This window comes from Roseibium aestuarii, from assembly GCF_008477545.1.
Lineage (GTDB): Bacteria > Pseudomonadota > Alphaproteobacteria > Rhizobiales > Stappiaceae > Roseibium > Roseibium aestuarii.
The window spans coordinates 1,022,126-1,045,143 of sequence record NZ_VORA01000001.1; the positions used below are offsets into that span (position 1 = coordinate 1,022,126).

Here is a 23,018-nt window from a genome sequence, read left to right on the forward strand (position 1 = left end):
ATTGGTCTTGTCTTCAGAGTTCTCGCTCCGCATCTGGGGCGCGCGCGGTTCCACCCCGGCCCCCGGCGCAAGCACCCTGCGCTACGGCGGGGAGACGACCTGCTTCGAACTGCGCGCCGGAGACGAGATCGTTCTCATCGATTGCGGCTCGGGAGCGCGCAATCTCGGGGTCGACCTGTGCCAGCAGGGCCCCCGGAAGGTGAACCTGCTCTTCACCCACACCCATCTCGATCACATCTGCGGGCTGCCCTTCTTCAAGCCGGCCTATGACCCCCGCTTCGAGGTCACCGCCTGGGCGGGCCACTTCGATCACGAGACCTGCCTCGTCGACATCATCAGCCGGATCATGTCGCCGCCGATCTTCCCCGTGGCCGCCAAGACGCTGAAGGCCGTCACCTTCCGCTCCTTCCGCGCCGGAGAGAACCTGCCCTGCGCCGGCGATCTGGCGATCCGCACCGTGGCGCTGAACCATCCGGGCGGCGCCTGCGGCTATCGCTTCGACTTCAAGGGCAAGTCCATCTGCATCATCACCGATCATGAACATGGCGTTCCGGAGATCGACGCGGGCGTGGCCGCCTTCGTGCAGGATGCGGACATCATGATCTATGATGCCATGTTCACCGACGAGGAATACGAGACCTATCGCGGCTGGGGCCATTCCACGTGGCAGAAGGCCGTCGAGCTGGCGCGCGCCTCCAATGTCCGTATTCCGGTGATCTTCCACCACGATCCCCGCCGCACCGACGATGCGCTGGACGAGATCGGTCTGGCCGTGGCCGAAGCCTGTCCGGGGGCCATCATCGCCAGGGAAGGCATGCTGCTCACCCCCTGAGCCGATCCGGATCCTGACCCTCCCGCAGGCGGCCAGACCGGTTTCGGCTGACGTTCCTGAGGAACGTCCGATCACGCTTCCGTCAGCGGCCGGCCCCATGGCTTGCGTCCGCGTGTCCGCCGTGCTCACGTCTGGTCATGAGTTCCCACGATCCCCTTGCCGAAGCCGCAGTTCACGGGCCTGACACGCCCGCGCCTGCCGTTCTTGCGTCTTCTGGTCCTGCGTCGTCGCGGGCAGCGAAAGGGCTGGAGGCTTTGCCGCCCCGCGTGCTGCGCCAGATCCGCCTGTCCGAACTCCAGTCCGAGCGGCTGATCGGCTGGGTGCAGCTGGCCATCGTTCTCTTCTTCACGACGCTTTACTCCATCGCCCCCCGGGCGGAGGGCAGCTCGGGCTTCAATTTCGTGCCCCTGGCACTCGGCGCCTATTTTCTCTTCACCCTGATCCGGCTCGTCCTGTCCTACCGGATCAAGCTGCCGGACTGGTATCTCTTCCTGTCCATCGGCGTCGACGTGGCCTTGCTGGTGGGGCTGATCTTCTCCTTCCACATCCAGTATGGCCAACCGCCGACCTTCTATTTGAAGACCCCGACGCTGATGTATGTCTTCATCTTCATCGTCCTGCGTGCCCTGCGCTTCGACCTGCGCTTCGTCGCGGTCACCGGGCTGGTGGCGGTCACCGGCTGGCTGGGGCTCGTCGCCTATGCGGTCGGGGCACAGATGGGCGCCATGCGCATCACCCGCAATTACGTCGAGTATCTCACCGGCAACACGATCCTGATCGGGGCGGAGATCGACAAGGTCATGGTGATCCTGACCGTGACCGGCATTCTCTGTGCCGTGCTCTACCGGGGCCGCGCCCTGCTGCTGGCCTCCGCCCAGGACCATGCGGCCGCCGCCGATCTCTCCCGCTTCTTCGATCCGGCGGTCGCCCGCTCCATCACCGGTTCGGCCGAGGATCTCGCCCCCGGGCGGGGCGACCTCAGAACCGCCTCGATCCTCTGCGTCGATCTGCGCAGCTTCACCGCGACGGCAGCAACTCTCGATCCCGACAAGGTCATGGCGGTGCTGGCCGTCTATCAGCGGCTGGCGGTCGGGATCATCGAGGCGGCAGGCGGGCAGGTCGACAAGTTCCTCGGCGACGGGATTCTGGCGACCTTCGGCGCGGTGGTGCCATCGCCCACCCATGCGGCCGATGCCCTGCGCGCCGCGCAAGGCATCTGTCGCGCGGTGCGGCAGGAGCAGGAAGGCTTCGCGCAGGCCGGCTGGCCGGGCGTCCTGCGGGCAGGGGCGGCGGTCGCCTCGGGCCCCGTCACCGTGGGCACGGTGGGGACGGGCGCGCGGCTCGAATTCACCGTGATTGGCAATGCGGTCAACCGGGCGGCCAAGCTCGAGGATGCCAACAAGGCCCAGGCCAGCAACGCCCTGACGGACGCTGGAACGCTCGCGCTCGCCCGCACGCAAGGCTTTGACGCAGAGGATCTCGAAAAAAGACCCGGACAGTCGGTCGAGGGACTGTCCGGGCCGGTCGATCTGGTGGTGCTGGCCTGACAGGCCGCGTGGCGCGCCTCAGAGCTTGCCGAGAAGCTCCGGCGTCGGCCAGCCATCGGCGGCCATGCCGAGCTTTTTCTGGACATCCTGCACGGCGGTGCGGGTGCCCGAGCCCAGGATTCCGTCGATCTTGCCCACGTCATAGCCCAGATCCCTGAGCTTCGTCTGAAGCTGCTTCATCTGGCCATCGTCGAGGCCCGGATCCGGATTGCCTGGGGTGTAGACCGGGGCACCGCCGAGGCGCGTGGCGAAATAGGCAGCCGTCGTCGTGTAGATGAAGGACTGGTTCCATTCCAGATAGATCTGGAAGTTCGGATAGGCGAGGAAGGCAGGCCCCTTGCGGCCCTGGGGCAGCAGCAGCGAGGCGGGCAGGTTCGAGATCTTGCCCGAGCGCGGCTTCACGCCAAGGCGCGCCCAGTCGGCACCGGACTTCGGCCGGTCGAGGCCGGTTTCCTCCCAGGCGAGGCTCGAAGGCACGCTGACTTCCTGGATCCACGGCTCGCCGCGCCGGAAGCCGAGGTTCTGGATGAAGGCGGCCGCCGTCATGATCACGTCGGCCGGGCTCTGCTTCAGGTTCACATGGCCGTCGTTGTCGCCGTCCTTGCCGAACTTGATGATGTCCTCGGGCAGCATCTGCACCTGGCCGATCTCGCCGGCCCAGGCGCCGGTCATGGTCGCCGGATCCAGATCGCCGTGCTGCACCATCTCGATGGCGGCGATCAGCTGCGGACGGAAGAGATGCGGACGGCGGCAGTCATGGGCGAGCGTCGCCAGCGCATTCACCGTGTTGAAGTCGCCCTGGAACCCGCCATAGTCGGTCTCCAGCGCCCAGAAGGCGGTGATCACCGGGGCAGGAACTCCGTAGTCCTTTTCCGCCCGGTCGAAGACCCTCTTCCACTTGGCCATGTTCTTGGCGCCGTGGTCCATGCGGTTCTGGGAAATCACCCGCTTGGAGAAGGTCAGGAAGTCGAGCTTGAACACCCCTTGCGCCCGGTCGCGCGCCAGCACGCTGCGGTCGATCTGCGCGTTCTTGAGGGTGCGCTCGGCGGCCCGCTTGCTCAGGCCCTTGGCGATGGCTTCCTGCTTCACGCCGTCCAGAAAGGCCTGGAAGTCGCCACCACACTGGGCAGCAGCGTGACTGGCCGTACCGGTGGCCACCAGCAGGGCTGCGGCAAGAAGGGGGCGGGCGAGGCGGTGAAGCGGCATGGAGAATCTCGTCTGGTTGAAAGAGCGTCAGGACTAGGAGCAAATCGTGGCGATCAGTTGACGGTGGCAGGCCGCCGTCGTCAACCGTCTGTCGCAGTCAAAACCCGGCTCACGCCCCCAGATAGCGATGGGCGAGCTCCGGGTCGGCGGCAAGGGCCGCACTGTCGCCGCTCCACACGGTGCGTCCCTTTTCCAGGATCACATGCCGGTCGGCGAGGGCCGTGAGGGCGGCGACATTCTTGTCCACCACCAGGATCGACTGGCCCCGTGACTTGAGCATCCGCAGGCAGTCCCAGATCTCGGCCCGGATCAGCGGCGCCAGTCCCTCGGTCGCCTCGTCGAGGATGAGCAGACGCGGGTTGGTCATCAGGGCCCGTCCGATGGCCAGCATCTGCTGTTCCCCGCCCGAAAGCTGCGATCCCCGGTGATGCTGACGCTCGCGCAGACGCGGGAACAGGGCGAAGACTGCCTCCAGATCCCAGGCCTCGCCGCCGGAGCCGTGCTGGGTCTTGCGTGCCCCCATACGTGCTGTAGCGACAAGATTTTCCACCACGCTCAGGGTGGGGAAGATCCGCCGTCCTTCCGGCACTAGGCCGAGGCCCAGCCGGGCGATGCGGTGGGAGTGAAGACCCCGGACCGACTGGCCGTCGATCCGCACCTCGCCGGCCATCAGCGGCATCATGCCGAGCGCGGCCTTGATGCTGGTGGTCTTGCCCATGCCGTTGCGGCCCATCAGCGTCACCACTTCGCCCGGCAGGACCTCCAGCGAGATGTCGAAAAGCACCTGCGCCGAGCCATAGGCGGCGGCAAGCCCCTTAAGGCTGAGAAGCGGCGTGGTCATGCGGGGATCTCCTCGCCCAGATAGGCGGCGCGCACGTCCGCGTTGGCGCGGATCTCCTCCGGCGTTCCGGTGGCGATGATCTCGCCATAGACCAGCACGGAGATCCGGTCGGCCAGCTCGAAGACCGCCGCCATGTCATGCTCCACCAGCAGCAGCGGGCAGCGCTGCTTGACCTGTTTCAGCAGGGCAACCAGATGCTCGGTTTCCGCCGGGCCCGTGCCCGCCATCGGCTCGTCCAGAAGCAGCAGCTTCGGTTGCAAGGCAAGCGCCAGCGCCAGTTCCAGCGAGCGCCGTTCCCCATGGGAGAGCGCACCCGCCAGCACCCGGGCCCGCTCGGCCAGCCCGACCTCCGCCAGAACCGCCATCGCGGCGTCATTGAGCCTGGTGTCGCGGGCAGCTGCGCGGAAAAAGCGGAAGGAATGGCCCTGATGGGCCTGCACCGCCAGCGCCACATTTTCCAGAGCAGTGAACTCGGGCAGGATCTGGGTGATCTGGAAGGTGCGGCCAAGCCCCGCCCTTGCCCGTTCCGCCAGGGTGAGGGCGCTCACGTCCCGCCCCTCGAAGCGCACGCGCCCGCTTTCGGGGCGCAGCGCGCCGGAGATCTGGCCGATGAGCGTGGTCTTGCCCGCCCCGTTCGGCCCGATCAGCGCATGGACTTCGCCAGCCCGCACCTCCAGGCTCACGTCGCGGGTCACCTGCAGCGCCCCGTAGGCCTTGTTCAGGCCGATCAGTTCGAGAACGGCACTCATGAGCGCTTCCCCAGATCCAGGAGCCCGAGCAACCCGCCGCGGCCATAGAGCACCACCAGCACCAGCAGCGGGCCGAAGATCAGACGCCAGTGTTCCGTCACCCCGGACAGACCTTCTTCCAGCACCATGAAGGCGATGGCGCCGAGGATCGCCCCGTGGAGCGAGCCGAGCCCACCGAGCAGGCACATGACGATGAGCTCGCCGGAGCGGTGCCAGGACATGGCAGACGGCGACACGAACTCCGCCTGATTGGCCATCAGCGCGCCGGCCAGTGCGGCGATCATGGCGGCCAGGCAATAGGCGACGAGCCGGTAGGCATAGGGCGAGACCCCGAGCGCCTCCAGCCGTAATTCGCTCTGGCGCGCGCCTGCCAGAACCCGCCCGAAGCGGGAACCGCAGATCCGGCGCAGCAGCCCGTAGGCCCCGGCGAGCAGTGCCAGCACCAGATAGAAGAACCAGGTGTCGTCGGAGAAGACCGGCGTGTCGAGGAACTCGCTGCGGCCCCACAGGGTCAGCCCGTCGTCGCCCCCATAAGCCGACAGCGACGTGGCCGTGTAATAGGCCATCTGCCCGAAGGCGAGGGTGATCATGATGAAATGGACGCCGCGGGTCTTGAGCGAGATCGCGCCCGTCACCAGAGCAAAGAGACCGGCGGCCAGCACCGCAAGCGGCAGCGAGATCCAGGCCCCCCAGATATCGTTCTCGGCCAGGATCCCCACCGCATAGGCGCCGATGCCGATGAAGGCCGCATGGCCGAAGCTCACCAGTCCGGCAAAGCCGAGGATGAAGTTGAGGCTGAGTGCTGCCAGCGCCATCACCGCGATGCGCGTGGCAAAGAGCAGGATGAACCGGTCATCGGCAAGCGTCGCATAGAGCGGCACGGCGGCGAGCGCTCCGAAGAGCACCAGCGGCATGAGGACATCCCGCAGCCGGGAGGAGGGCGCCATCATGCGGACCTCACGGGGAAGAGGCCGGCGGGGCGCACGAAGAGCACAGCGGCCATGAGCACGTAGATCAGCATGGAGGCAAGCGCGGGCCCCACGTCATTGGCAGCGGCAGGCGGCAGAAGCAGCCGGGCCAGATCGGTGGCGAAGGAGCGGCCCAGCGTGTCGGTGAGGCCGATGATCAGGGCAGACAGAAACGCGCCCCGGATGGAGCCGATGCCGCCGATGACGATGACCACGAAGGCAAGGATGAGCAGGTTGTCGCCCATGCCCGGCTCCACCGAGAAGATCGGTGCGGCCAGGATGCCGGCAAAGCCCGCGAGCATCGCGCCGAAGCCGAAGACCAGCATGAAGAGACGGCGGATGTCGACGCCGAGGGCGGCAACCATCTCCGCGTCACTGGCGCCCGCCCGCACCAGCATGCCGAGCCGCGTGCGGGTGACCAGCAGATAAAGCAGGGCGGCGACGGCGATGCCCGCGCCGATCAGCGCCACCCGGTAGACCGGATAGGCGAGCGTCTCGGTCAGCGGGATCGAGCCGTCGAGCAGGGCGGGAAGGGGAACCGACAGGGGGGCAGCCCCCCAGATCGTCTTCACCGCCTCGTTGAGGAAGATGATGACCCCGAAGGTCGCCAGCACCTGATCCAGATGGCTGCGGTCATAGAGCCTGCGGAAGACGACGAACTCCAGCGCCAGACCGCAGGCAAGGGCGGCCAGCAGCGCCAGCGGTAAGGCACTCCAGAACCCGCCGGTCAGCTGAAAGGCGGCGACCGCCAGATAGGCGCCCAGCATGTACTGGACCCCGTGGGCCAGGTTGATGAAATCCATCACCCCGAAGACCAGGGTCAGTCCGGCGGCGACGAGAAAGAGGAGAATGCCGAGCTGCAACCCGTTGAGGGTCTGGACGGCCAGAAGGGTGAGGCTCAAGGGCGGGCCTGTGGCAATTTGAGAAGGAAGTCGAAGAAAGAGGCCGTCATGGCGAAAGGCCCCTCGGCCGATCCGTCGCGAGGCGGACCTGCCGCGCAGCCGGGCGAGGATCCTGCGTGGAGCGATCCGAGGTCAACGGGGACCGGCCAGGCCTGTCCCCGTCGACCCGGTTGCATCACATCTTGCAGGAGCCGGCGTAGGCGTCGCCGAAGTCGTCGAAGACCTTCTCCACGATGGAGGTCGTGTACTTGTCCCCGGACTTGACCGCTTGCACCAGGTAGAAGTCCTGAACGGGGAAGTGGTTGGTGTTGAAGGAGAAGTCGCCGCGCACGCTGTCGAAGGGCGCCGATTCCAGCGCCTGGATCAGGGCCGCCTTGTCGGATGCGTTGCCGACCATGGCCACCGCACCGGCAATCAGCTGGGCCGCGTCATAGCCCTGGGCCGCATAGAGCGAGGGGGCATAGCCATAGGTCGCCTCGAAGCTGGCGACGAATTTCTTGTTGGCCGGGGTGTCCAGATCGGCCGCCCATTCCGCACCGGAATAAAGGCCGACGCCCATGTCCTTGGTGGCGGGCAGGGTGGTCTCGTCCACGGTGAAGGTGGACAGGAACGGAACGGATTCCTTCAGGCCGGCCTGATCATACTGCTTCACCAGGTTCACGCCCATGCCGCCCGGCATGAAGGTGAAGAGCGCATCCGGCTTTTCTTCCGAGATCTTGGCGAGTTCGGCGGAGAAATCGAGCTGGCCGAGCTTGGTGTAGATCTCTTCCACGATCTTGCCGGTGTAGTGGCGCTTGAAGCCGGCGATCGCGTCCTTGCCCGCCTGATAGTTCGGCGCCATCACCACGACCTTCTCATAGCCCTTCTGGGCGGCATAGCGGCCCATGACCTCGTGGTTCTGGTCGTTCTGATAGGCGGCGGAGAAGAAATACTTGCTGCAGCCCTTGCCGGCGATGGGCGAGGGACCGGCGTTGGCGCCGACGAAGATGGTCTCGCTCTCGATGATCGGCTTGTAGACCGCCATCATCACGTTGGAGAAGACCACGCCGGCCAGCATGTCCACCTTGTCGCGCTCGATCAGGCCCTGCACCTTGGTCAGGGCCGCATCCGGCTTCAGCTCGTCATCGACGACGATCACGTCCGTCTCGATGCCGCCGAGCTTGCCGCCGCCTTCCTTCACCGCCAGCAGGAAGCCGTCGCGCATGTGTTCGCCCAGCACGGCCGGAGGGCCGGAAAGGGTCGCCAGGAAGCCGATCTTCAGGCCTTCGGCGGCGGCAGGAAGCGCGCCGGAGACAAGTGCCGTGGTGCCGATAAGTGCCGTTGCCGCAAGGGCGGACAGAATGCGTGACATGGTGATCCCTCTAACTTTCCCCTCGCTTCGCTTGGGCCGGCGCACCGGGTGGATCCGGGCGACGACTGCGAAAATTGCGTATAGGTCGCATTTAAAGTCAAAAAACGACCTCTTGTTAAGTCCTTAACTCGCATTCTTCTGGAGGCTTCTCAAGAATTATCGGGAAAATCGACAATGCTCTTCGGGTCAGATCGAAATGGCGGGGCACGGAAATCGTTCGTCTTGCTGCCCGGATTGCTGATCTGCCTGGGGCTGGCAGGTGTCCCGCAGACGCTGGCCGGCGATCCCGGCCCCAACGATGATCCGGCCGCCTCTCCCCTTGGCGAAACGTCCGAAATCCTGCCGCGCGCGCCGGAACGCGTGCGTCCCCGCGACGGGGAGTGCGATGCCCGCGCCACTGCCTATGCGGATGCGCATCTGGGATCGGGGGATCCGACCGGCGAGCTGATCGACCGGGCCATGGACGGGGCGGTGGAAGGCTATCTCTGGGCCGGTCCGCGCGGCGCGCGCCGGGGTGCCCGGGTGGAGGGCGGCAAGACCGTTCTCGACACCCTCTCGTCCTATCCGGGCGGCTGGCAGGCGCTCTATGACATGGCCTACCAGATCTGCATTCAGGAACCGGATCCCGACTGCCGCTCGCAGGCCGGAATGGTCGGGTCCGGCGCGGCAAGCGGGCAGGGGCTCTCCGCCCGCTCGGGCTGTCGCTGAGCGGGCTTGCCCCATGACGTGATGTCAGGCCAGCGCGCGCGCGTCGGCATTGATCTGCTCCATCACCTTGGCGCCGATCTCGAAGGACGCCTTGCGCGACACATGATCGTGGATGTGCCCGGTGAAGATGATCTCGTCCGGGCGATATGTCGCGATCAGCTGTTCCACCTTGCGGCGCACGCTCTCCGGGGACCCGACCGCCGAGACACTCAGCGCATCTTCCACCATCTCGACCGCAACCGGCCCGACAAGGGCCTCCAGATCGGCAACGGGACGCGGCAGAAGACCCGGCGTTCCCGTGCGCAGGTTGATGAAGGCCTGCTGCATGGAGGTCTTCAGATAGGCTCCCTCCGCATCGGTGGCGGCGGCAAACAGGTTCACCGCCAGCATGAAATGCGGCTTGTCCAGATGGCGCGAGGGCCGGAAGGACCGGCGGTAGATCTGGGCGGCATTCTTCAGCTCCGCCGGGGCGAAATGCGAGGCAAAAGCATAGGGCAGGCCGTAATAGGCGGCCATCTGCGCCCCATAGGTGGAGGAACCGAGGATCCAGACCGGCACTTTTGTGCCCGTTCCGGGAACCGCCTGGATCTTCCGGCTGTCGTCCCGGTCATCCAGATAGGCAATCAGCTCCACCACGTCTTCGGGGAAGCTGTCGGCGGCATTCATGTCCCGGCGCAGGGCGCGGGCCGTCAGCATGTCCGTGCCGGGCGCGCGCCCGAGGCCGAGGTCGATCCGGTCCGGATAGAGTTCGGCCAGCGTGCCGAACTGCTCGGCCACCATGAGCGGCGCATGGTTCGGCAGCATGATGCCGCCCGACCCGACGCGGATCCGCCTGGTCACGGCCGCGACCTGACCGATGAGCACGGCGGTTGCCGCGCTGGCAATGCCGCGCATGTTGTGGTGTTCGGCCAGCCAGTAGCGGGTGTAGCCCAGCCCGTCGGCATGGGCGGCCAGATCGAGCGTATTGCGCAAGGCCTGGGCAACCGTCTGGCCTTCCGGAACGGGGGAGAGGTCGAGAAGCGAATAGGGGATCATGGCGAGGCCTGTCGAAGAGGAAGAGCACGGCGAGCGGGCCTGATGTCCCGTCGCCTGACGTGTGAGAGTGGAAATAGGAACGTACGGTCCAGAATGAAAGAGGGGCCCCCTTGAAATCTGAACCGCGTGGTCCGATATGCGCTTCATGACGAAACACACGACCGCATCCTCTTGCTCCTCAGAGACCCGTGACCGCACCCCGCGACCCGGTCCCGGACGCCCGCGCGCCTTCGACGAGGACCAGGTGCTGGATGCGGCGCTGCAGGTCTTCTGGACCAACGGGTTCGAAGCCACCTCCCTCGATGACCTGACCTCGGCCATGGGCCTGTCGCGGTCCTCCTTCTATGCGGCCTTCGGGTCCAAGCAGGGGGTGCTGATGGCGGTGCTGCGGAATTATTCCGCCTCCGCGCTGCGCCAGCTCGACGAGCTCACCCGGCTGCCCCGCGAGGAGGCGCCGATGGCCATGCTCGAGGCCATTTCCCTGCCCAAGGAAGGTCCGCGCGGCTGCATGCTCGTCAACTGCATCGCCGAACTGGCCCCCCATCATGCGGAGGTAGCCGAGATCGGCCGAACCCATCTCCAGCGCATCGAGGATCTCTTTGCCAAGGCGCTGGATCCGCAGGACCCTGAACGCGCCCGCGACAAGGCGCGCGCCCTCTCGGCTCTGGCGATTGGCACCCTGACCCTGCGCAAGTCCGGCCTGCCGCCGGACCAGATCGCCCATGCGCTGGCCGCAGCACGGGGGATCGTCGCCCCCTGATCGCACTTCATCCTGAGGCCTCCCCCTTGAGGCTTCGCACCTGACCTCGACGTTCCATGGGCTTCTTTTCGGGCCCCTGGAACTCCTTTGTAGCTTTCCCGTTTGCCGCAGGATGTTCCGTCAATCCTTGCGGCCAATTATGGACCAAGCGGTCCAGATAACTGCCAACAGTCCCCCCAAGGAGACCGACATGAGTGATGAAAAGCTGTTCTCCCCCCTCAAGGTAGGTGCCATCGAGGTGGCCAACCGCATCGTGATGGCCCCGCTGACCCGCAATCGCGCCCGGGCCGAGGATGACGCGCCCTACGAGATCCACGCGGAATATTACGCCCAGCGAGCCTCTGCCGGCCTGCTGATCACCGAAGCCTCCCAGATCTCGCCCCAGGGCAAGGGCTATGCTTGGACGCCGGGCATCTATTCCGACGCACAGGTCGAGGGCTGGAAGAAGGTGACCGACGCGGTTCACGCCAAGGGCGGCAAGATCGTGATCCAGCTCTGGCACGTGGGCCGCATCTCCCATCCGGTGCTGCAGCCAAACGGTGCGGATCCGGTGGCGCCCTCTGCCATTGCCGCCAAGTCCAAGACCTTCGACGGCACCCAGTTTGTCGACACGCCGAAGCCGCGCGCCCTGGAGCTTGCCGAGCTTCCCGGCATCGTCGAGGACTACCGCAAGGCCGCCGCGAACGCGATCAAGGCAGGCTTTGACGGCATCGAAGTCCATGCCGCCAACGGCTACCTGCTCGACCAGTTCCTGCGTGACAGCTCCAACAAGCGCGACGACGCCTATGGCGGCTCCATCGAGAACCGCTCCCGTCTGCTGAAGGAAGTGCTGGATGCGGTGACCGCCGAGATCGGCGCGGACCGGGTCGGCATCCGCCTCAGCCCCTTCTCCAACGCCAATGATGTTTCCGACAGCAACCCGCAGGCGCTGTTCGAACACGTCGTCGATCTGATCAGCAGCTACAAGCTCGCCTATCTGCATCTGATCGAAGGCCAGACCGGTGGTCCGCGTGACCTTCCGGCCGGTGCCGATCTGAAGGCGCTCTATGACCGGTTCTACGGTCCGGTGATGGGCAACAACGGCTACAGCCGCGAAATGGCCATCCAGGCCGTGGAGACGGGTGCAGTGGATCTGGTGGCCTTCGGCCGTCCCTTCATCTCCAACCCGGATCTGGTGGAGCGCCTCAAGGAGAACGCGCCGCTGAACGACTGGGATCAGTCCACCTTCTATGGCGGGACGGAGAAGGGCTACACCGACTATCCGACCCTGAAGGAACAGACCGCCGCCGCCTGAGGATCTCTAGGCAGCGTGCTGACAGGTTCGCTTCCGGTTCGAGCGTCCGTCCCGACGGGGGCTCCCTCATCCCACCCGGACCGGAGCGTGAAAGCCGGCGCCAGGACAAGAGCCTGGCGCCGGTTTTTCGTTTCACTCAGCAGTTGAGGAAGACCTGCGTCTCCGCCAGGGGCTCGGCCGGCTTGCGCTGCGGCCGCAGCGGTATGCGCGAGATGGCTCGCGAGAGCGCGGCCTCGGCGGTGTCACCCCGGGCAAGCTCGGTGCTGCCGTAGAGCAGGTGCAGGTCGATCTTTCCGTCCGAGGCCTGACGGGCATCGAGGCGGACCACCAGCGAGATCTGGTGGATGACGGAGGCCAGATCCGTGCCGTCATCGGCAATCAGCACGGCAAAGTCGCCGTCGCCGCAATCGAAGGCCTCCGCCTCGCCGGGAAGATAGCCGCGCAGGCGCTTGCCGATCAGCCGCACCAGTGCCTCCGTCAGGGGCACGCCGAACCGCTCGCGATAGCTCTCCAGCTGGTCGAACCGGATGACCGTCAGGGTCCATGCGGGCGCCTTGCGCGACGTCTCGGCGAGGGCCTTTATCTGGTGCAGCAGGCGCGTGCGAGACGGCAGCCCGGAGATCGGATCCGTCTCGGCCTCGGTCGCGAAGGCATGTTGCAGATATTCGAAATTGGCCAGTCCAAGGCCGGCGACCTTGAGCATGATCGCGATGAGCAGGGCGAGGATGCACAGTTGCAGGGAGACTGTGCCGAAGGAGATCAGGAAGTCATCCGGATCCAGCACCACCTGCGTCGTGATGAAGGTGATCCGTGCGACGACATCGATCACGAGCGCCGCCACGAGCAGAAAGGCTGTGACCGGCATCGAACGGTGCAGGCCGGGGCACTCGCGCAGGGACAGCAGCGCCGACAGAATGCAGAAGCTCTGGATATAGAAGGTGCGGGCCGCGACCGATCCGCTGAACGCCTCGAACTGGTAGAGCACGACCCAGCCCAGCACCGGCGCCAGGGGCAGCCAGACATAGGCCAGCCGTCCGCGTTTCAGCAGCGTCAGGCTGTTGGCGCGCAGGCCGTAGCCGATGAGGATCAGGCTGTTGGCCAGATGCAGGGTCAGAAAGTCCGGCAGGATCCCGCGCCGTCCGAGAAGCGCCGAGCCGATGGCCGAGAGCGCCAGGGCCGTGCCCCACATGATCCAGCTTCCGCGAATGCGCCAGGGCAGGGTGCGGGTCAGCACCGCCATCAGCAGCAAGAGCATCGCACCGGAGCCATAGGCGATGGTGATCGCAACGAACAGGGTTCGGGTGTCGAGCAGCACGGAGCATCTCTGGTTGGTGAAGGGTCTCCTGTCAGACCACAGCCATTGCGGCCCCGCAAGGCCGGGTGGCGGGAAAGCTGTGTCGAAAGCGCCAGTTTTCAGGCCGCATCCGCCTTTCCGCCGCTCAGCAGCGCAAGGCGCGGCTTGCGGCGCGAGCGCGCCACGGTGAGATCCACATTCGTCACCACGTCGGTCCGGTCCCTGTGCGCCTGTCGCAGGCAGCCATGCGCGCCGTCCAGAGCCACCGCAGGGGAGGCGGAGGACCAGCTCCAGTAGACGCCGCAACCGGCCTGTACCTCGATCTGGCGCGCCGTGGCACCTTCGATCTCTGTGCTGAACCGCCGGCAGACGGAGCGGCCCAGCTCCTCCGCCCGGGACTTCGACAATTCGGGCACGAAAATCGCAAATTCGCGCTGCGACACCCGGGCGGCGAGCGCGCTGTCCGGGCTCTCCCTGCGGCAGACCTCGCCGATCAATCGCAGCAACGCCTGGGTGAGCGGCGGGCCGAAGCGCTGCTCGGCCTCGTCCAGCCCGCGCAGGCTGAAGAGAAGCAGGGCATGAGGCTGCTTGCAGGCGGCAAGGCGGGCCAGGATCGAGCGTGCTTCGCGTTCGAAGGCGCGGCGGTTGAGAAGGCCGGTCAGCCCGTCGCGCCAGGCGTCCGCCCGCGACAGCAGCTGCTGGCGCTCGATGGCCATGGCGGGGATCAGGATCGTCGTCAGCACCATGCAGACCATGATGGTGATCATGTAGAGATTGATCGCGGGTGCCCGCACGAACTCCTGGATGGAAGCATAGCTGTTGCCCAGATGATGATGCAGGAAGAGCCCGTAGGCGGCGATCTCGAGCGCCATGGTGGCGATCAGCAGGGAACCGGTGAGCAGCCGCTCCCTGTTGTGGTACCAGATGATGGCAATCGCGAGCACCAGCCCGAGGCCCAGCGCTCCCTGCAGATAGATCATCCGCAGCAGCAGATTGTCCATGAACGCAGGCAACTGACACAGGCCAATCCAGCCGAGCATGGCTACCAGCGGCAGACCGAGCAGGCGAAGGTCGCGCCGGAAGAAGAGCATCAGTGCATTCGGCCGCAGGAAGTGTCCGGCGAGGATCATCGCATTCGCCGCGACAATGCTCAGGCCGTGCGAGATCTGCCCGCGCAGCCCCACGAGCAGGCATCCGCACCCCACCAGCGCGAGGGCCGCGGCCCACATCATGCAGCTGCCGCGCGTGGCGGCCGACAGACGGCGCATTCCCGCCGCGAAGGAGGTGATGATCAGCGCACCGACGAGGTTCGAGATCGTCACGCTTGCAAACAGCGTTGCGGGGTCAAGAGGCATCGGGTCAGGGTCCAGCGGGAACAGCGGCAGATCAGCCTAAGGGGTTGCACGTAAACCGAGTCTTACGCCCTGTCATTATTTGCAGGTCTGCAAGTCGAGGCTCATCAGGCGTGGCGGTGTCGCGCCCGCGCCTCAACCGTACCGCGGCGTACTGTTTTCGCGGGAAGCGGCCTTCCGTTCCTCGTCAAAACCTGACACAACAGGGCCGAAGCAGGGGATCGCGCAGGAGAGGCCGGTCCCCGACCTCCGGCGTGTGCGGGCATAACTGTTTGCCGGTCATGTTCGGAGGGGATGACAAAGCAAGGCCAGAACGCCGGAAAACCGGCGAAGTCAAAGGGAAGAAGACCATGCCCCCGTATCGGTCAAGAACCTCCACCCACGGACGCAACATGGCGGGTGCGCGCGGCCTCTGGCGCGCCACCGGCATGAAGGACGGTGATTTCGGCAAGCCGATCATCGCCATTGCCAACTCCTTCACCCAGTTCGTGCCGGGGCACGTGCACCTCAAGGACCTCGGCCAGCTGGTCGCCCGCGAAGTGGAAAAGGCCGGCGGCGTCGCCAAGGAATTCAACACCATCGCCGTGGATGACGGCATCGCCATGGGCCACGACGGCATGCTCTATTCGCTGCCCTCGCGCGAGGTCATCGCCGATGCGGTCGAATACATGGTCAATGGCCATTGCGCCGATGCGCTGGTCTGCATTTCCAACTGCGACAAGATCACGCCCGGCATGCTCAATGCGGCCATGCGCCTGAACATTCCCGTCGTCTTCGTCTCCGGCGGCCCGATGGAAGCCGGCAAGGTTGTCTTCGAGAACGGCGTGACCAAGTCCGTCGACCTGGTGGACGCCATGGTTGCCGCCGCCGACGACCGGGTCTCCGATGCCGACGTCATGGCGCTGGAACAGAACGCCTGCCCGACCTGCGGCTCCTGCTCGGGCATGTTCACCGCCAACTCCATGAACTGCCTCACCGAGGCACTGGGCCTGGCGCTGCCGGGCAATGGCTCGACGCTCGCCACCCACGCCGACCGCGAGCGCCTCTTCGTGGAAGCCGGCCACCTGATCGTCGATCTCTGCAAGCGCTATTACGAGCAGGATGACGAGAGCGTCCTGCCGCGCAACATCGCGACCTTCGCCGCCTTCGAAAACGCCATGACCCTGGATATCTCCATGGGCGGCTCCACCAACACGGTGCTGCACCTGCTGGCGGCCTCCTACGAGGGCGAAGTCGGCTTCACCATGGAAGACATCGACCGCCTGTCCCGCAAGGTGCCCGTGCTGTGCAAGGTCGCGCCTGCGGTTGAGAACATCCACATGGAAGATGTGCACCGGGCGGGTGGCATCTTCGGCATCCTGGGCGAGCTGGACCGCGCCGGTCTGATCGACAGCACCGTGCCGACCATCCATTCCGCCTCCCTGAAGGAAGGGCTTTCCCGCTGGGATGTGACCCAGACCAACTCGGAGAGCGTTCACACCTTCTTCCGGGCAGCTCCCGGCGGCGTGCCGACCCAGGTCGCCTTCTCCCAGTCCCGCCGCTATGACGATCTGGACCTCGACCGGGCCAAGGGCGTCATCCGTGAGAAGGACCACGCCTATTCCAAGGATGGCGGCCTTGCCGTGCTCTTCGGCAACATTGCGCTCGACGGCTGCATCGTGAAGACGGCCGGCGTGGACGACAGCATCCTCAAGTTCAACGGCCCGGCCCGCATCTTCGAAAGCCAGGACAGCGCGGTCTCCGCCATCCTGACCGGCAAGATCAAGGAAGGCGATGTGGTCCTGATCCGCTACGAGGGCCCGCGTGGCGGCCCCGGCATGCAGGAAATGCTCTATCCGACGAGCTATCTGAAATCCAAGGGCCTGGGCAAGGCCTGCGCGCTCATCACTGACGGCCGCTTCTCCGGTGGCTCCTCGGGCCTGTCCATCGGCCACATTTCGCCGGAAGCCGCCGAAGGCGGGGCGATTGCCCTGGTCGAGGAAGGCGACATGATCGTCATCGACATCCCGAACCGGGTGATGAAGGTGGACCTGCCGGATGCGGTGCTCGCCGAGCGTCGCGCCGCCATGGAAGCCCGCGGTACGGAGGCCTGGAAGCCGACCGAAAAGCGCAGCCGCAAGATCTCGACCGCCCTGCGCGCCTACGCCGCCCTCACGACCTCCGCCTCCATGGGCGCGGTCCGCAAGCTGGACTGATCCGGTCTTGCAACCTATCTGATGAAAGGCGGGTCGAGAGGCCCGCCTTTTTTCTGACCCCTGGCAGGAGGGCCGACAGGCAATGGATTCCCTGACCCAATTCGTGCTCGGCGCGGCCGTCTCCACAGTTGTGCTGGGCCCGAAGATGGGGCCGCGCAAGGCTGCGATTCTCGGTGGCGTGCTCGGAACCCTGCCGGATCTCGACGTCTTCCTGCCCTTCGATGATCCGGTCGACAGCTTCGTCTACCATCGCGGCTGGACACACTCGCTCGTGATCCACGCCCTTGCAGCCCCGGTGATCGGGGAGGCCCTGGTCCGTCTTGTCCGGCCCTTGCGGACCGAGCGGGTGCGAACCTGGCTCGCGGTGTTCCTCTGTCTGTCGACCCACGCCCTGCTCGACGCCATGACCATCTACGGCACGCGCCTGTTCTGGCCGCTTTATCCCGATCCGGTCGGCGCGGGATCGGTCTTCATCATCGATCCGCTCTATACGCTGCCGCTTCTGGGCGTGGTGCTCTGGAGCCTGAGCCGAAGGCACTGGTCGAAGGCCCTGGGCCGCGCGGTTTCCACAGCTCTGATCTTCTCCACCGGCTATCTTGCCCTCGGGCTCGGGCTGCAGGCCCACATCGAGGCGCGGGCACGCGTCCTGTTCCGCGAGGCCGGGGTGGAGCCGGAAAAGGTCCTGGCCATTGCCGGTCCCTTCAACACGGTACTGTGGAAGGTGATCGCCCTGGAGAGCGACACCTATCACAATCTCTACCTGTCCCTGCTGGACACGAAGACCCCGCCGCAGCTCTACAGCCATCCGCGCCGTTCCGACCTGGCCGCCTGCCTTGAGGGGACGGAGCCTTACGAAAAGCTGGTCTGGTTCAGTCACGGCTTCCTGAAGGCGGAGGAGCGCGACGGCGCCGTGGTCGTCTCCGACCTGCGGATGGGCATGACCCCGGACTATGTGTTCCGCTTCGCCCTGGCCGAGATCGAGGATGGCCGGGTGAACCCTGTCGAGCCCCGCCGCGCAGCTGGCACCCGGGTCATGGCCGAGGGAGACGGCGACTGGCTCGTCTCCCGCCTGCTCGGCCGCGCGGTCGCCCGGCCTGCCGAGCCCGGGCCAGAGGTCCCCACCGAGAAGGCACCCTTGCGCTGCCCGAGCTAGGCCTCCGCGGGCGCCCCGGTTTCGTCTGACGTCTCCAGCCACTGCGAGGGCGCGCAGCCCTTCACCCGCAGGAACTCCCGGTTGAAGTTCGACTTGGTGTTGAAGCCGCTGGCGTAAATCGCGGACGTGATGGGCATTCCAGCGCGCATCAACCCGCAGGCATGTTCGATCCGGTGGGCGTTGATGAAGCGGGAGACGTTCTCACCCGTCGCGCGGTTGATGGCCGCCGAGAGCTGCTTCTCCGGCAAGGACAGCCGCCGCGCCATCTGCCTCAGGGACAGGTTCGGATCGAGATAGGGTGCTGCCTGCTCCATCAGGGTCCGCACCCTTGCCATGATAGGCGCGTCGTTCCCGGCCACATCCGCTGGAATGGTCTGCGGAGCCTCTGATCCGGACATCTGGTCGTGGCGAGCCGGAGGAGCGGCACCGAGGGGCCGGTCTCCCGGTGGGTCTTTTGAATGCTCATCTGAACGCTCTTCCATCCGGTCCTCAGGATCCGTGGGCCGGCCCTTCAGCACCTCCGACAGGTTCAGCAATCCGATCAGCAGCAGGAACAGGCTGGCGTAGAGGGAGACGAGCCACGGGCGCAACCAGCCTTGACCGGTCAGGAACAGGACCGTGATCATCAGATCGCTCGCCGCCGACGAGATCAGGGCGATGGCCATCCACCGCCAGAGGAGGAGCGCCCGGTTGTCATTGTCGAGCCGGACGAGCGGCAACCCGTCGGCGCCCGCCTGCAGCCGGCTCAGGAGCAGCAATCCGTAACCTGCAAAGCCGACGACCAGAACCACGTCGAGCAGCTCGCTCTCGAGAAGGGTGCAGATCGCGGCCGCAAGCGGTGCCAGCGCATGGAGCGCGTCGGGCAGGACCTTCAGCGGGCGTACCGCCGTGCTCAGGAAGGTCAGGTAGGTCAGGACGGGAATGACCATCGCGGTGACAGGCTGGAGCGGCGCCACCACCGAGAGACCGTAATACTGGTTGAGCGAGATCAGCAGGGACTGGCCGGCGCAGAGCGCAATGAGCCCCAGCACCATTTTCGGCGTTTCGCCTTCCAGCGCTGCCCGCAGGCCCAGAAAGGTCAGGATCAGGGCGGAGATGAGCGGGATCGGTAAAGCGAGCATCTAGCCTTCCCATTGTCGGAGCCAGGGTCAGGGGCGGGGGGCACTGTCAGGTGAGGACGGGCAGGGGCGGTATTGCCACGCAGGACGTGTCGGAACCGGATCGAGGACGTCCTGAAACCGGTTCGAGGACGCGCCAGGGCCTCCCGTCCCACCATTGTTCAGGCCGTGACTGACCACAAGAGGCACTGACATGACATTCCTCAGACTTTCCTCCCTTACCGGCTCCTGGGACAAGATGAAGCCCCTGATCCTGTGTGCAGGGCTTGCTGCCCTGACCCTTGCCCACTCCATGACCCGAAGCGAGGGCGGCGAGTTGCCGGGCTATGACCGCTTCGACATTGCCAGCCCCCACCGCAGCCAGCTCTTGTCGAGCTCGCTCTGGTATCCCGCCGGATCGCGGACCTATGCGGTTCCGGTCGGCGACAATCCGCTGTTTGAGGGAACCCGGGCCCTCATGGGGCCGAGTGTTGCCGAAGGCACCTTTCCGCTCATTGTCCTCTCCCACGGGTCGGGCGGAAACATGGATGGCCTCGGCTGGCTCTCCTCCGCCCTTGCCCTGAAAGGCGCGATCGTGCTGGCGGTGAACCATCCGGGCAGCACGTCGGGCGACAGCTCGCCGCGCCGCTCAGCCCGGCTTGCCGACCGGGTGAGAGACCTTTCCGCCGCCCTTGACCTGGTCCTGGCAGACCGGGAGTTCGGGCCGAGGATCGATCGCTCGCGGATCTATTCGCTCGGGTTCTCGCTGGGCGGTGGCACCGCGCTCCAGAGCATCGGCCTTCAGGTTTCCGCCAGTGAGATCGGCAGCTTCTGCAAGGCAAGGCCCGGCTCGCCGGGCTGTGACTTCTATGGCAAGGGAGGCGTGGACTTCTCGAAGGTCGACAAGACGCTCAGCGACGACAACTATGGCGACGAGCGCTTCGCGGGCACCATCGCGGTGGATCCGGCTTGGCCCTTTGCTTTCACGTCCGAAAGCATCGCCCGCACGCGCAAGCCGGTGCTTCTGATCAATCTTGGCACCCAGGACACCCTGCCAGAGATGGTCAACGTGGGCGTGAGGGGCAGTGCGCTCGCCACCCGTCTGCCGGAGGCCACCCACGTGGAAATTGCCCCGGCCGAGCACTTTTCCTTCCTCGCCCTGTGCAAGGACAAGGCCCGCGCCATTCTTGAGGAAGAGGGCGAGGATCCGATCTGCGACGATCCGCAAGGGGCGGACCGGGCCGACATTCACCGCCGGGTCATCGAAGCTGTCTCGGATTTCGTGAAGCTGGGCGTGCGCCCGAAGAGCTGACCCGGCAGGGTTCAAGGACCAACGCAGGCAGGAGCTCCGGGACACTCTCCCGGGGCTCTTTCCGTGTCCAGTGTCCGTGCGCCGGCTTCACGCTGCGCGCCGCGATCGCCTAGAACGCTTGTCTCCCGCGGTGCTTCTTGGCATGAAGGTGCACAGTGCCGCAGCCGATCCAGACACAAGGAAGATCCCCTTGCACATCGAGACCAAGACCGTCGGTGACCTGTCGATCCTCTATGTGATGGCGGTGGACGCGGAATATCAGGAGCATCTGCGGGCGCTGATCTCGCCGCTCATGACCGGGATCGGCCCGGTTGAAGCCGGCGTCGTGCTCTCCTCCGCCCTGACCCGTCTGGAACATGCCGGCCGCAAGCCGGATCTGGTGGTCTCGCTCGGCTCCGCCGGCTCCGCCACCCTGGAACAGACCCATGTCTATCAGGCAAGCTCCCTGAGCTACCGCGACATGGATGCCTCACCGCTCGGCTTTGCCAAGGGTCAGACGCCCCTGATCGACCTTCCCATCGTTGTGCCCATGCCCCTCCGTGTGCCCGGCATCGCGGAAGCGCGTCTGTCGACCGGGGCCAACATCGTCTCTGGGGCTGCCTATGACGCGATCGACGCGGACATGGTGGACATGGAGAGCTTTGCCGTCCTGCGGGCCTGCATGCTGCACGGGGTGCCACTTATCGGCCTGCGCGGCATTTCCGATGGCAAGGAAGAGTTGAAGCACGTGGGCAACTGGACCGAATATCTCCACGTGGTGGACGAGAACCTGGCAGAGGCCGTGCGCCTGCTGGAGGCGGCCGCCGCCGACCGGCTCCTGATCGGTCTGTAGGCCGGGACGGCCCGCGCCGGAGCCTGACTCTGGGCCTGAGCCTGAGCGAAAAAAGGCCCCCTCGCGCCTGGGCGGAGGGGGCAATCCGACATCAGTTGATTGGCAGTGAGGCAGTCCGGGTCACATCGGCTTCTTGACCGTGGTGACGGAATGGGTGGCCATGCCACCGATCTTGCCGCAGTCTTCGGCAGAGGCGGCCAGCACGGTCACATCCTGCACCTTGCAGAGCACGCCGGCCTCCATGTCATCGGTGCCCATGAACAGGGGCGTGAGCGGAAAGGCGGTCGCTGCGGTCGCGATCAGGGCGGCGCAGGCGGTCAGGGAAGCGGTCTTCAAAATCGTCTTCATCTCATGTCCTTCCAGTAAGCTCAGGGTTTCAAATGCGGGATGTCCTCAGGCGATATGCCGGTCGCCGGTCCGGGGTCTTGGCGTGGGGCAGGCTGGCAGGGGCCTGCGTCGCCAATGGGGGTGAGGCGCGGGCGAACCCGGCCTGATGGTGGGGGCGTGGCGCTCATCGGAGCACCATCGCGGAAAGCAGCTTGTCCGGATCCGCAAGCACCGGCTCCTGATAGCATCCGGTCGGATCCAGCCCGTCCTTCCGGCTCGTGGCGCGCAGGGCATCGCAAAGGGGCCGGGCCTCCGCGACCGTGCGCTCTGCGGCAAGCGTCACCGCATCGCGAAGGGTGCCCTTGTCGGCTTTTGTGCCGAGCGCCTCGACAAGTTCCTTGCTGAAGAGCGGAAGGCTCCTGTCGGCGGTGGTGTTGGCAAATTGCGTTGCCTTGGCCGAGGTCACGACCGCGTCCGGCCGCTCCGGATCATCGGCCGGGTGGCTGGCCAGGAAGAGCGGGGTCAGAGCAGCGGATTCGCAGGCATCAAGGATGAGGACCACCTCGCCGGCGGGCAGGTCATGAACCATTGCGGCAAAGTCGCTGGCACGGATCCACAGGTCCTCTGCGATGGCAAAGGCCATGACCGCCGGCTTCTCGACGCTCCACAGCACCATCACGTCATTGTCCGGTCCCGCAGGGCGTGACGGATCGAGGGCGCCCGCATGAAGCGTGGCATAGATCACCAGCCGGTCGGCAGGCGTCAGGGTGGCCCTCAGCTGTGCCATGACCCGCACCAGCCCCTCGGTGGTGGCCGAGGCGTTGATCAGCAGGGTCTGGTCGGACGGGTCGATGGAAAGACGGTGTCCCAGCGCATCGGCGATCTGGTGCACGGCGGTCTCGCAGGCCGATGTGGGCATCGGCTTCCAGGGCGGGCAGATCCCGATGCCGAGAAAATGGGTCGACTGGATGGTCGCGCTTGCGGCACGCGCCGGATTGGAGGGCGCGTCCTGCGAGGCGGCAAGAGCGGCAGGTCCGGAAAAGGCTGCGCTCAGAAGCGTGGGAATAAGTATAGTAAGAAATCGCAAGGCGCTTCATCCTGAATACGGCACGTCTTGTTCGTGCAAGGCAAAGTCGTATCAGGTGCGCGTGAAACTACGTATAATAGTCCTGGGAAACTTTTCCTTTTGCTGGAGAGTTTTTGTCAACTCTTACCTTGCGTAAAATTGGCCTCGTTTAAATTCGGATATCACCCGTGCCGAAG

The 23,018-nt window shown here is 65.8% G+C and carries 21 protein-coding genes; 9 read left to right on the forward strand and 12 right to left on the reverse strand.

What is annotated here, in order from left to right:
* Positions 1 to 7: 7 nt before the first annotated feature.
* Together FR728_RS04405 and FR728_RS04410 are read left to right on the forward strand one after the other, a co-directional pair.
* Positions 8 to 832: an MBL fold metallo-hydrolase gene (locus FR728_RS04405; protein WP_149891396.1), complete on the forward strand. Its 825-nt coding sequence runs from the start codon at positions 8 to 10 to the stop codon at positions 830 to 832.
* 266 nt (positions 833 to 1,098) lie between these two features.
* Positions 1,099 to 2,379, forward strand: coding sequence for an adenylate/guanylate cyclase domain-containing protein (locus FR728_RS04410; RefSeq protein WP_208998650.1), 1,281 nt, complete (start codon positions 1,099 to 1,101; stop codon positions 2,377 to 2,379).
* 18 nt (positions 2,380 to 2,397) lie between these two features.
* Here FR728_RS04410 and FR728_RS04415 read toward each other — a convergent pair whose 3' ends face one another.
* From FR728_RS04415 to FR728_RS04440, 6 genes are all read right to left on the reverse strand, one after another.
* Positions 2,398 to 3,585, reverse strand: coding sequence for a lytic murein transglycosylase (locus tag FR728_RS04415; RefSeq protein ID WP_149891398.1), 1,188 nt, complete (start codon positions 3,583 to 3,585; stop codon positions 2,398 to 2,400).
* A gap of 109 nt (positions 3,586 to 3,694) precedes the next feature.
* Positions 3,695 to 4,426 (reverse strand): ABC transporter ATP-binding protein, encoded by a 732-nt coding sequence (locus tag FR728_RS04420; RefSeq protein ID WP_149891399.1) that lies wholly within the window; start codon positions 4,424 to 4,426, stop codon positions 3,695 to 3,697.
* Positions 4,423 to 5,175: an ABC transporter ATP-binding protein gene (locus FR728_RS04425; RefSeq protein WP_149891400.1), complete on the reverse strand. Its 753-nt coding sequence runs from the start codon at positions 5,173 to 5,175 to the stop codon at positions 4,423 to 4,425. The genes FR728_RS04420 and FR728_RS04425 overlap by 4 nt, the downstream gene beginning before the upstream one ends.
* On the reverse strand, positions 5,172 to 6,125 hold the full coding sequence (locus FR728_RS04430; RefSeq protein ID WP_244304378.1) for a branched-chain amino acid ABC transporter permease: 954 nt from the start codon (positions 6,123 to 6,125) through the stop codon (positions 5,172 to 5,174). Before FR728_RS04430 ends, FR728_RS04425 begins: the two co-directional genes overlap by 4 nt.
* A complete protein-coding gene (locus tag FR728_RS04435) occupies positions 6,122 to 7,045 on the reverse strand; it encodes a branched-chain amino acid ABC transporter permease (RefSeq protein ID WP_149891401.1) in 924 nt (307 codons plus the stop codon). Before FR728_RS04435 ends, FR728_RS04430 begins: the two co-directional genes overlap by 4 nt.
* Before the next feature lie 175 nt (positions 7,046 to 7,220).
* Positions 7,221 to 8,396, reverse strand: coding sequence for an ABC transporter substrate-binding protein (locus tag FR728_RS04440; protein WP_149891402.1), 1,176 nt, complete (start codon positions 8,394 to 8,396; stop codon positions 7,221 to 7,223).
* 222 nt (positions 8,397 to 8,618) lie between these two features.
* On the opposite strand from FR728_RS04440, the gene FR728_RS04445 reads away from it, so the two are divergent.
* On the forward strand, positions 8,619 to 9,104 hold the full coding sequence (locus tag FR728_RS04445) for a hypothetical protein (RefSeq protein ID WP_149891403.1): 486 nt from the start codon (positions 8,619 to 8,621) through the stop codon (positions 9,102 to 9,104).
* Between the two features lie 24 nt (positions 9,105 to 9,128).
* On the opposite strand, the gene FR728_RS04450 is transcribed toward FR728_RS04445, so the two are convergent.
* A complete protein-coding gene (locus tag FR728_RS04450; protein WP_149891404.1) occupies positions 9,129 to 10,139 on the reverse strand; it encodes an LLM class flavin-dependent oxidoreductase in 1,011 nt (336 codons plus the stop codon).
* 145 nt (positions 10,140 to 10,284) lie between these two features.
* Between FR728_RS04450 and FR728_RS04455 the strand changes: the two genes are divergently transcribed.
* Together FR728_RS04455 and FR728_RS04460 are read left to right on the forward strand one after the other, a co-directional pair.
* On the forward strand, positions 10,285 to 10,899 hold the full coding sequence (locus FR728_RS04455; RefSeq protein WP_149891405.1) for a TetR/AcrR family transcriptional regulator: 615 nt from the start codon (positions 10,285 to 10,287) through the stop codon (positions 10,897 to 10,899).
* Positions 10,900 to 11,089: 190 nt separating this feature from the next.
* Positions 11,090 to 12,193, forward strand: coding sequence for an alkene reductase (locus FR728_RS04460; protein WP_149891406.1), 1,104 nt, complete (start codon positions 11,090 to 11,092; stop codon positions 12,191 to 12,193).
* A 136-nt stretch (positions 12,194 to 12,329) separates the two neighbouring features.
* On the opposite strand, the gene FR728_RS04465 is transcribed toward FR728_RS04460, so the two are convergent.
* Both FR728_RS04465 and FR728_RS04470 read right to left on the reverse strand, forming a co-directional pair.
* Positions 12,330 to 13,508, reverse strand: coding sequence for a GGDEF domain-containing protein (locus FR728_RS04465; protein ID WP_149891407.1), 1,179 nt, complete (start codon positions 13,506 to 13,508; stop codon positions 12,330 to 12,332).
* A gap of 98 nt (positions 13,509 to 13,606) precedes the next feature.
* Positions 13,607 to 14,842, reverse strand: a complete 1,236-nt coding sequence (locus FR728_RS04470) for a GGDEF domain-containing protein (RefSeq protein ID WP_149891408.1) — start codon at positions 14,840 to 14,842, stop codon at positions 13,607 to 13,609.
* A 347-nt stretch (positions 14,843 to 15,189) separates the two neighbouring features.
* On the opposite strand from FR728_RS04470, the gene ilvD reads away from it, so the two are divergent.
* Positions 15,190 to 17,034 (forward strand): dihydroxy-acid dehydratase, encoded by a 1,845-nt coding sequence (gene ilvD, locus FR728_RS04475; protein WP_149891409.1) that lies wholly within the window; start codon positions 15,190 to 15,192, stop codon positions 17,032 to 17,034.
* An 82-nt stretch (positions 17,035 to 17,116) separates the two neighbouring features.
* A complete protein-coding gene (locus FR728_RS04480; RefSeq protein WP_149891410.1) occupies positions 17,117 to 18,187 on the forward strand; it encodes a metal-dependent hydrolase in 1,071 nt (356 codons plus the stop codon).
* Here FR728_RS04480 and FR728_RS04485 read toward each other — a convergent pair.
* Positions 18,184 to 19,308 carry an AraC family transcriptional regulator gene (locus FR728_RS04485; RefSeq protein WP_208998651.1) on the reverse strand — a complete coding sequence of 375 codons (1,125 nt, stop codon included), beginning with the start codon at positions 19,306 to 19,308 and terminating at the stop codon, positions 18,184 to 18,186. The genes FR728_RS04480 and FR728_RS04485 overlap by 4 nt on opposite strands.
* 190 nt (positions 19,309 to 19,498) lie before the next feature.
* Between FR728_RS04485 and FR728_RS04490 the strand changes: the two genes are divergently transcribed.
* Both FR728_RS04490 and FR728_RS04495 read left to right on the forward strand, forming a co-directional pair.
* Positions 19,499 to 20,596 carry an alpha/beta hydrolase family protein gene (locus FR728_RS04490; protein WP_208998652.1) on the forward strand — a complete coding sequence of 366 codons (1,098 nt, stop codon included), beginning with the start codon at positions 19,499 to 19,501 and terminating at the stop codon, positions 20,594 to 20,596.
* Positions 20,597 to 20,786: 190 nt separating this feature from the next.
* Positions 20,787 to 21,428, forward strand: a complete 642-nt coding sequence (locus FR728_RS04495) for a 5'-methylthioadenosine/S-adenosylhomocysteine nucleosidase (protein ID WP_280115325.1) — start codon at positions 20,787 to 20,789, stop codon at positions 21,426 to 21,428.
* 120 nt (positions 21,429 to 21,548) lie between these two features.
* Here the strand turns inward: FR728_RS04495 and FR728_RS04500 are convergent, their stop codons facing one another.
* Both FR728_RS04500 and FR728_RS04505 read right to left on the reverse strand, forming a co-directional pair.
* Positions 21,549 to 21,776 carry a hypothetical protein gene (locus FR728_RS04500; RefSeq protein WP_149891412.1) on the reverse strand — a complete coding sequence of 76 codons (228 nt, stop codon included), beginning with the start codon at positions 21,774 to 21,776 and terminating at the stop codon, positions 21,549 to 21,551.
* A 163-nt stretch (positions 21,777 to 21,939) separates the two neighbouring features.
* Positions 21,940 to 22,842, reverse strand: a complete 903-nt coding sequence (locus FR728_RS04505) for a hypothetical protein (protein WP_149891413.1) — start codon at positions 22,840 to 22,842, stop codon at positions 21,940 to 21,942.
* Positions 22,843 to 23,018: the final 176 nt, after the last annotated feature.

Excerpts from the sequence above, each read along its gene's own strand:
- FR728_RS04415 (WP_149891398.1), bottom strand. The coding sequence starts at position 3,585 with ATGCCGCTTCACCGCCTCGCCCGCCCCCTTCTTGCCGCAGCCCTGCTG.
- FR728_RS04420 (WP_149891399.1), bottom strand. The coding sequence starts at position 4,426 with ATGACCACGCCGCTTCTCAGCCTTAAGGGGCTTGCCGCCGCCTATGGC.
- FR728_RS04425 (WP_149891400.1), bottom strand. The coding sequence starts at position 5,175 with ATGAGTGCCGTTCTCGAACTGATCGGCCTGAACAAGGCCTACGGGGCG.
- FR728_RS04430 (WP_244304378.1), bottom strand. The coding sequence starts at position 6,125 with ATGATGGCGCCCTCCTCCCGGCTGCGGGATGTCCTCATGCCGCTGGTG.
- FR728_RS04440 (WP_149891402.1), bottom strand. The coding sequence starts at position 8,396 with ATGTCACGCATTCTGTCCGCCCTTGCGGCAACGGCACTTATCGGCACC.
- FR728_RS04450 (WP_149891404.1), bottom strand. The coding sequence starts at position 10,139 with ATGATCCCCTATTCGCTTCTCGACCTCTCCCCCGTTCCGGAAGGCCAG.
- FR728_RS04455 (WP_149891405.1), top strand. The coding sequence starts at position 10,285 with ATGACGAAACACACGACCGCATCCTCTTGCTCCTCAGAGACCCGTGAC.
- FR728_RS04460 (WP_149891406.1), top strand. The coding sequence starts at position 11,090 with ATGAGTGATGAAAAGCTGTTCTCCCCCCTCAAGGTAGGTGCCATCGAG.
- FR728_RS04470 (WP_149891408.1), bottom strand. The coding sequence starts at position 14,842 with ATGCCTCTTGACCCCGCAACGCTGTTTGCAAGCGTGACGATCTCGAAC.
- ilvD (WP_149891409.1), top strand. The coding sequence starts at position 15,190 with ATGCCCCCGTATCGGTCAAGAACCTCCACCCACGGACGCAACATGGCG.
- FR728_RS04480 (WP_149891410.1), top strand. The coding sequence starts at position 17,117 with ATGGATTCCCTGACCCAATTCGTGCTCGGCGCGGCCGTCTCCACAGTT.
- FR728_RS04485 (WP_208998651.1), bottom strand. The coding sequence starts at position 19,308 with ATGCTCGCTTTACCGATCCCGCTCATCTCCGCCCTGATCCTGACCTTT.
- FR728_RS04490 (WP_208998652.1), top strand. The coding sequence starts at position 19,499 with ATGACATTCCTCAGACTTTCCTCCCTTACCGGCTCCTGGGACAAGATG.
- FR728_RS04500 (WP_149891412.1), bottom strand. The coding sequence starts at position 21,776 with ATGAAGACGATTTTGAAGACCGCTTCCCTGACCGCCTGCGCCGCCCTG.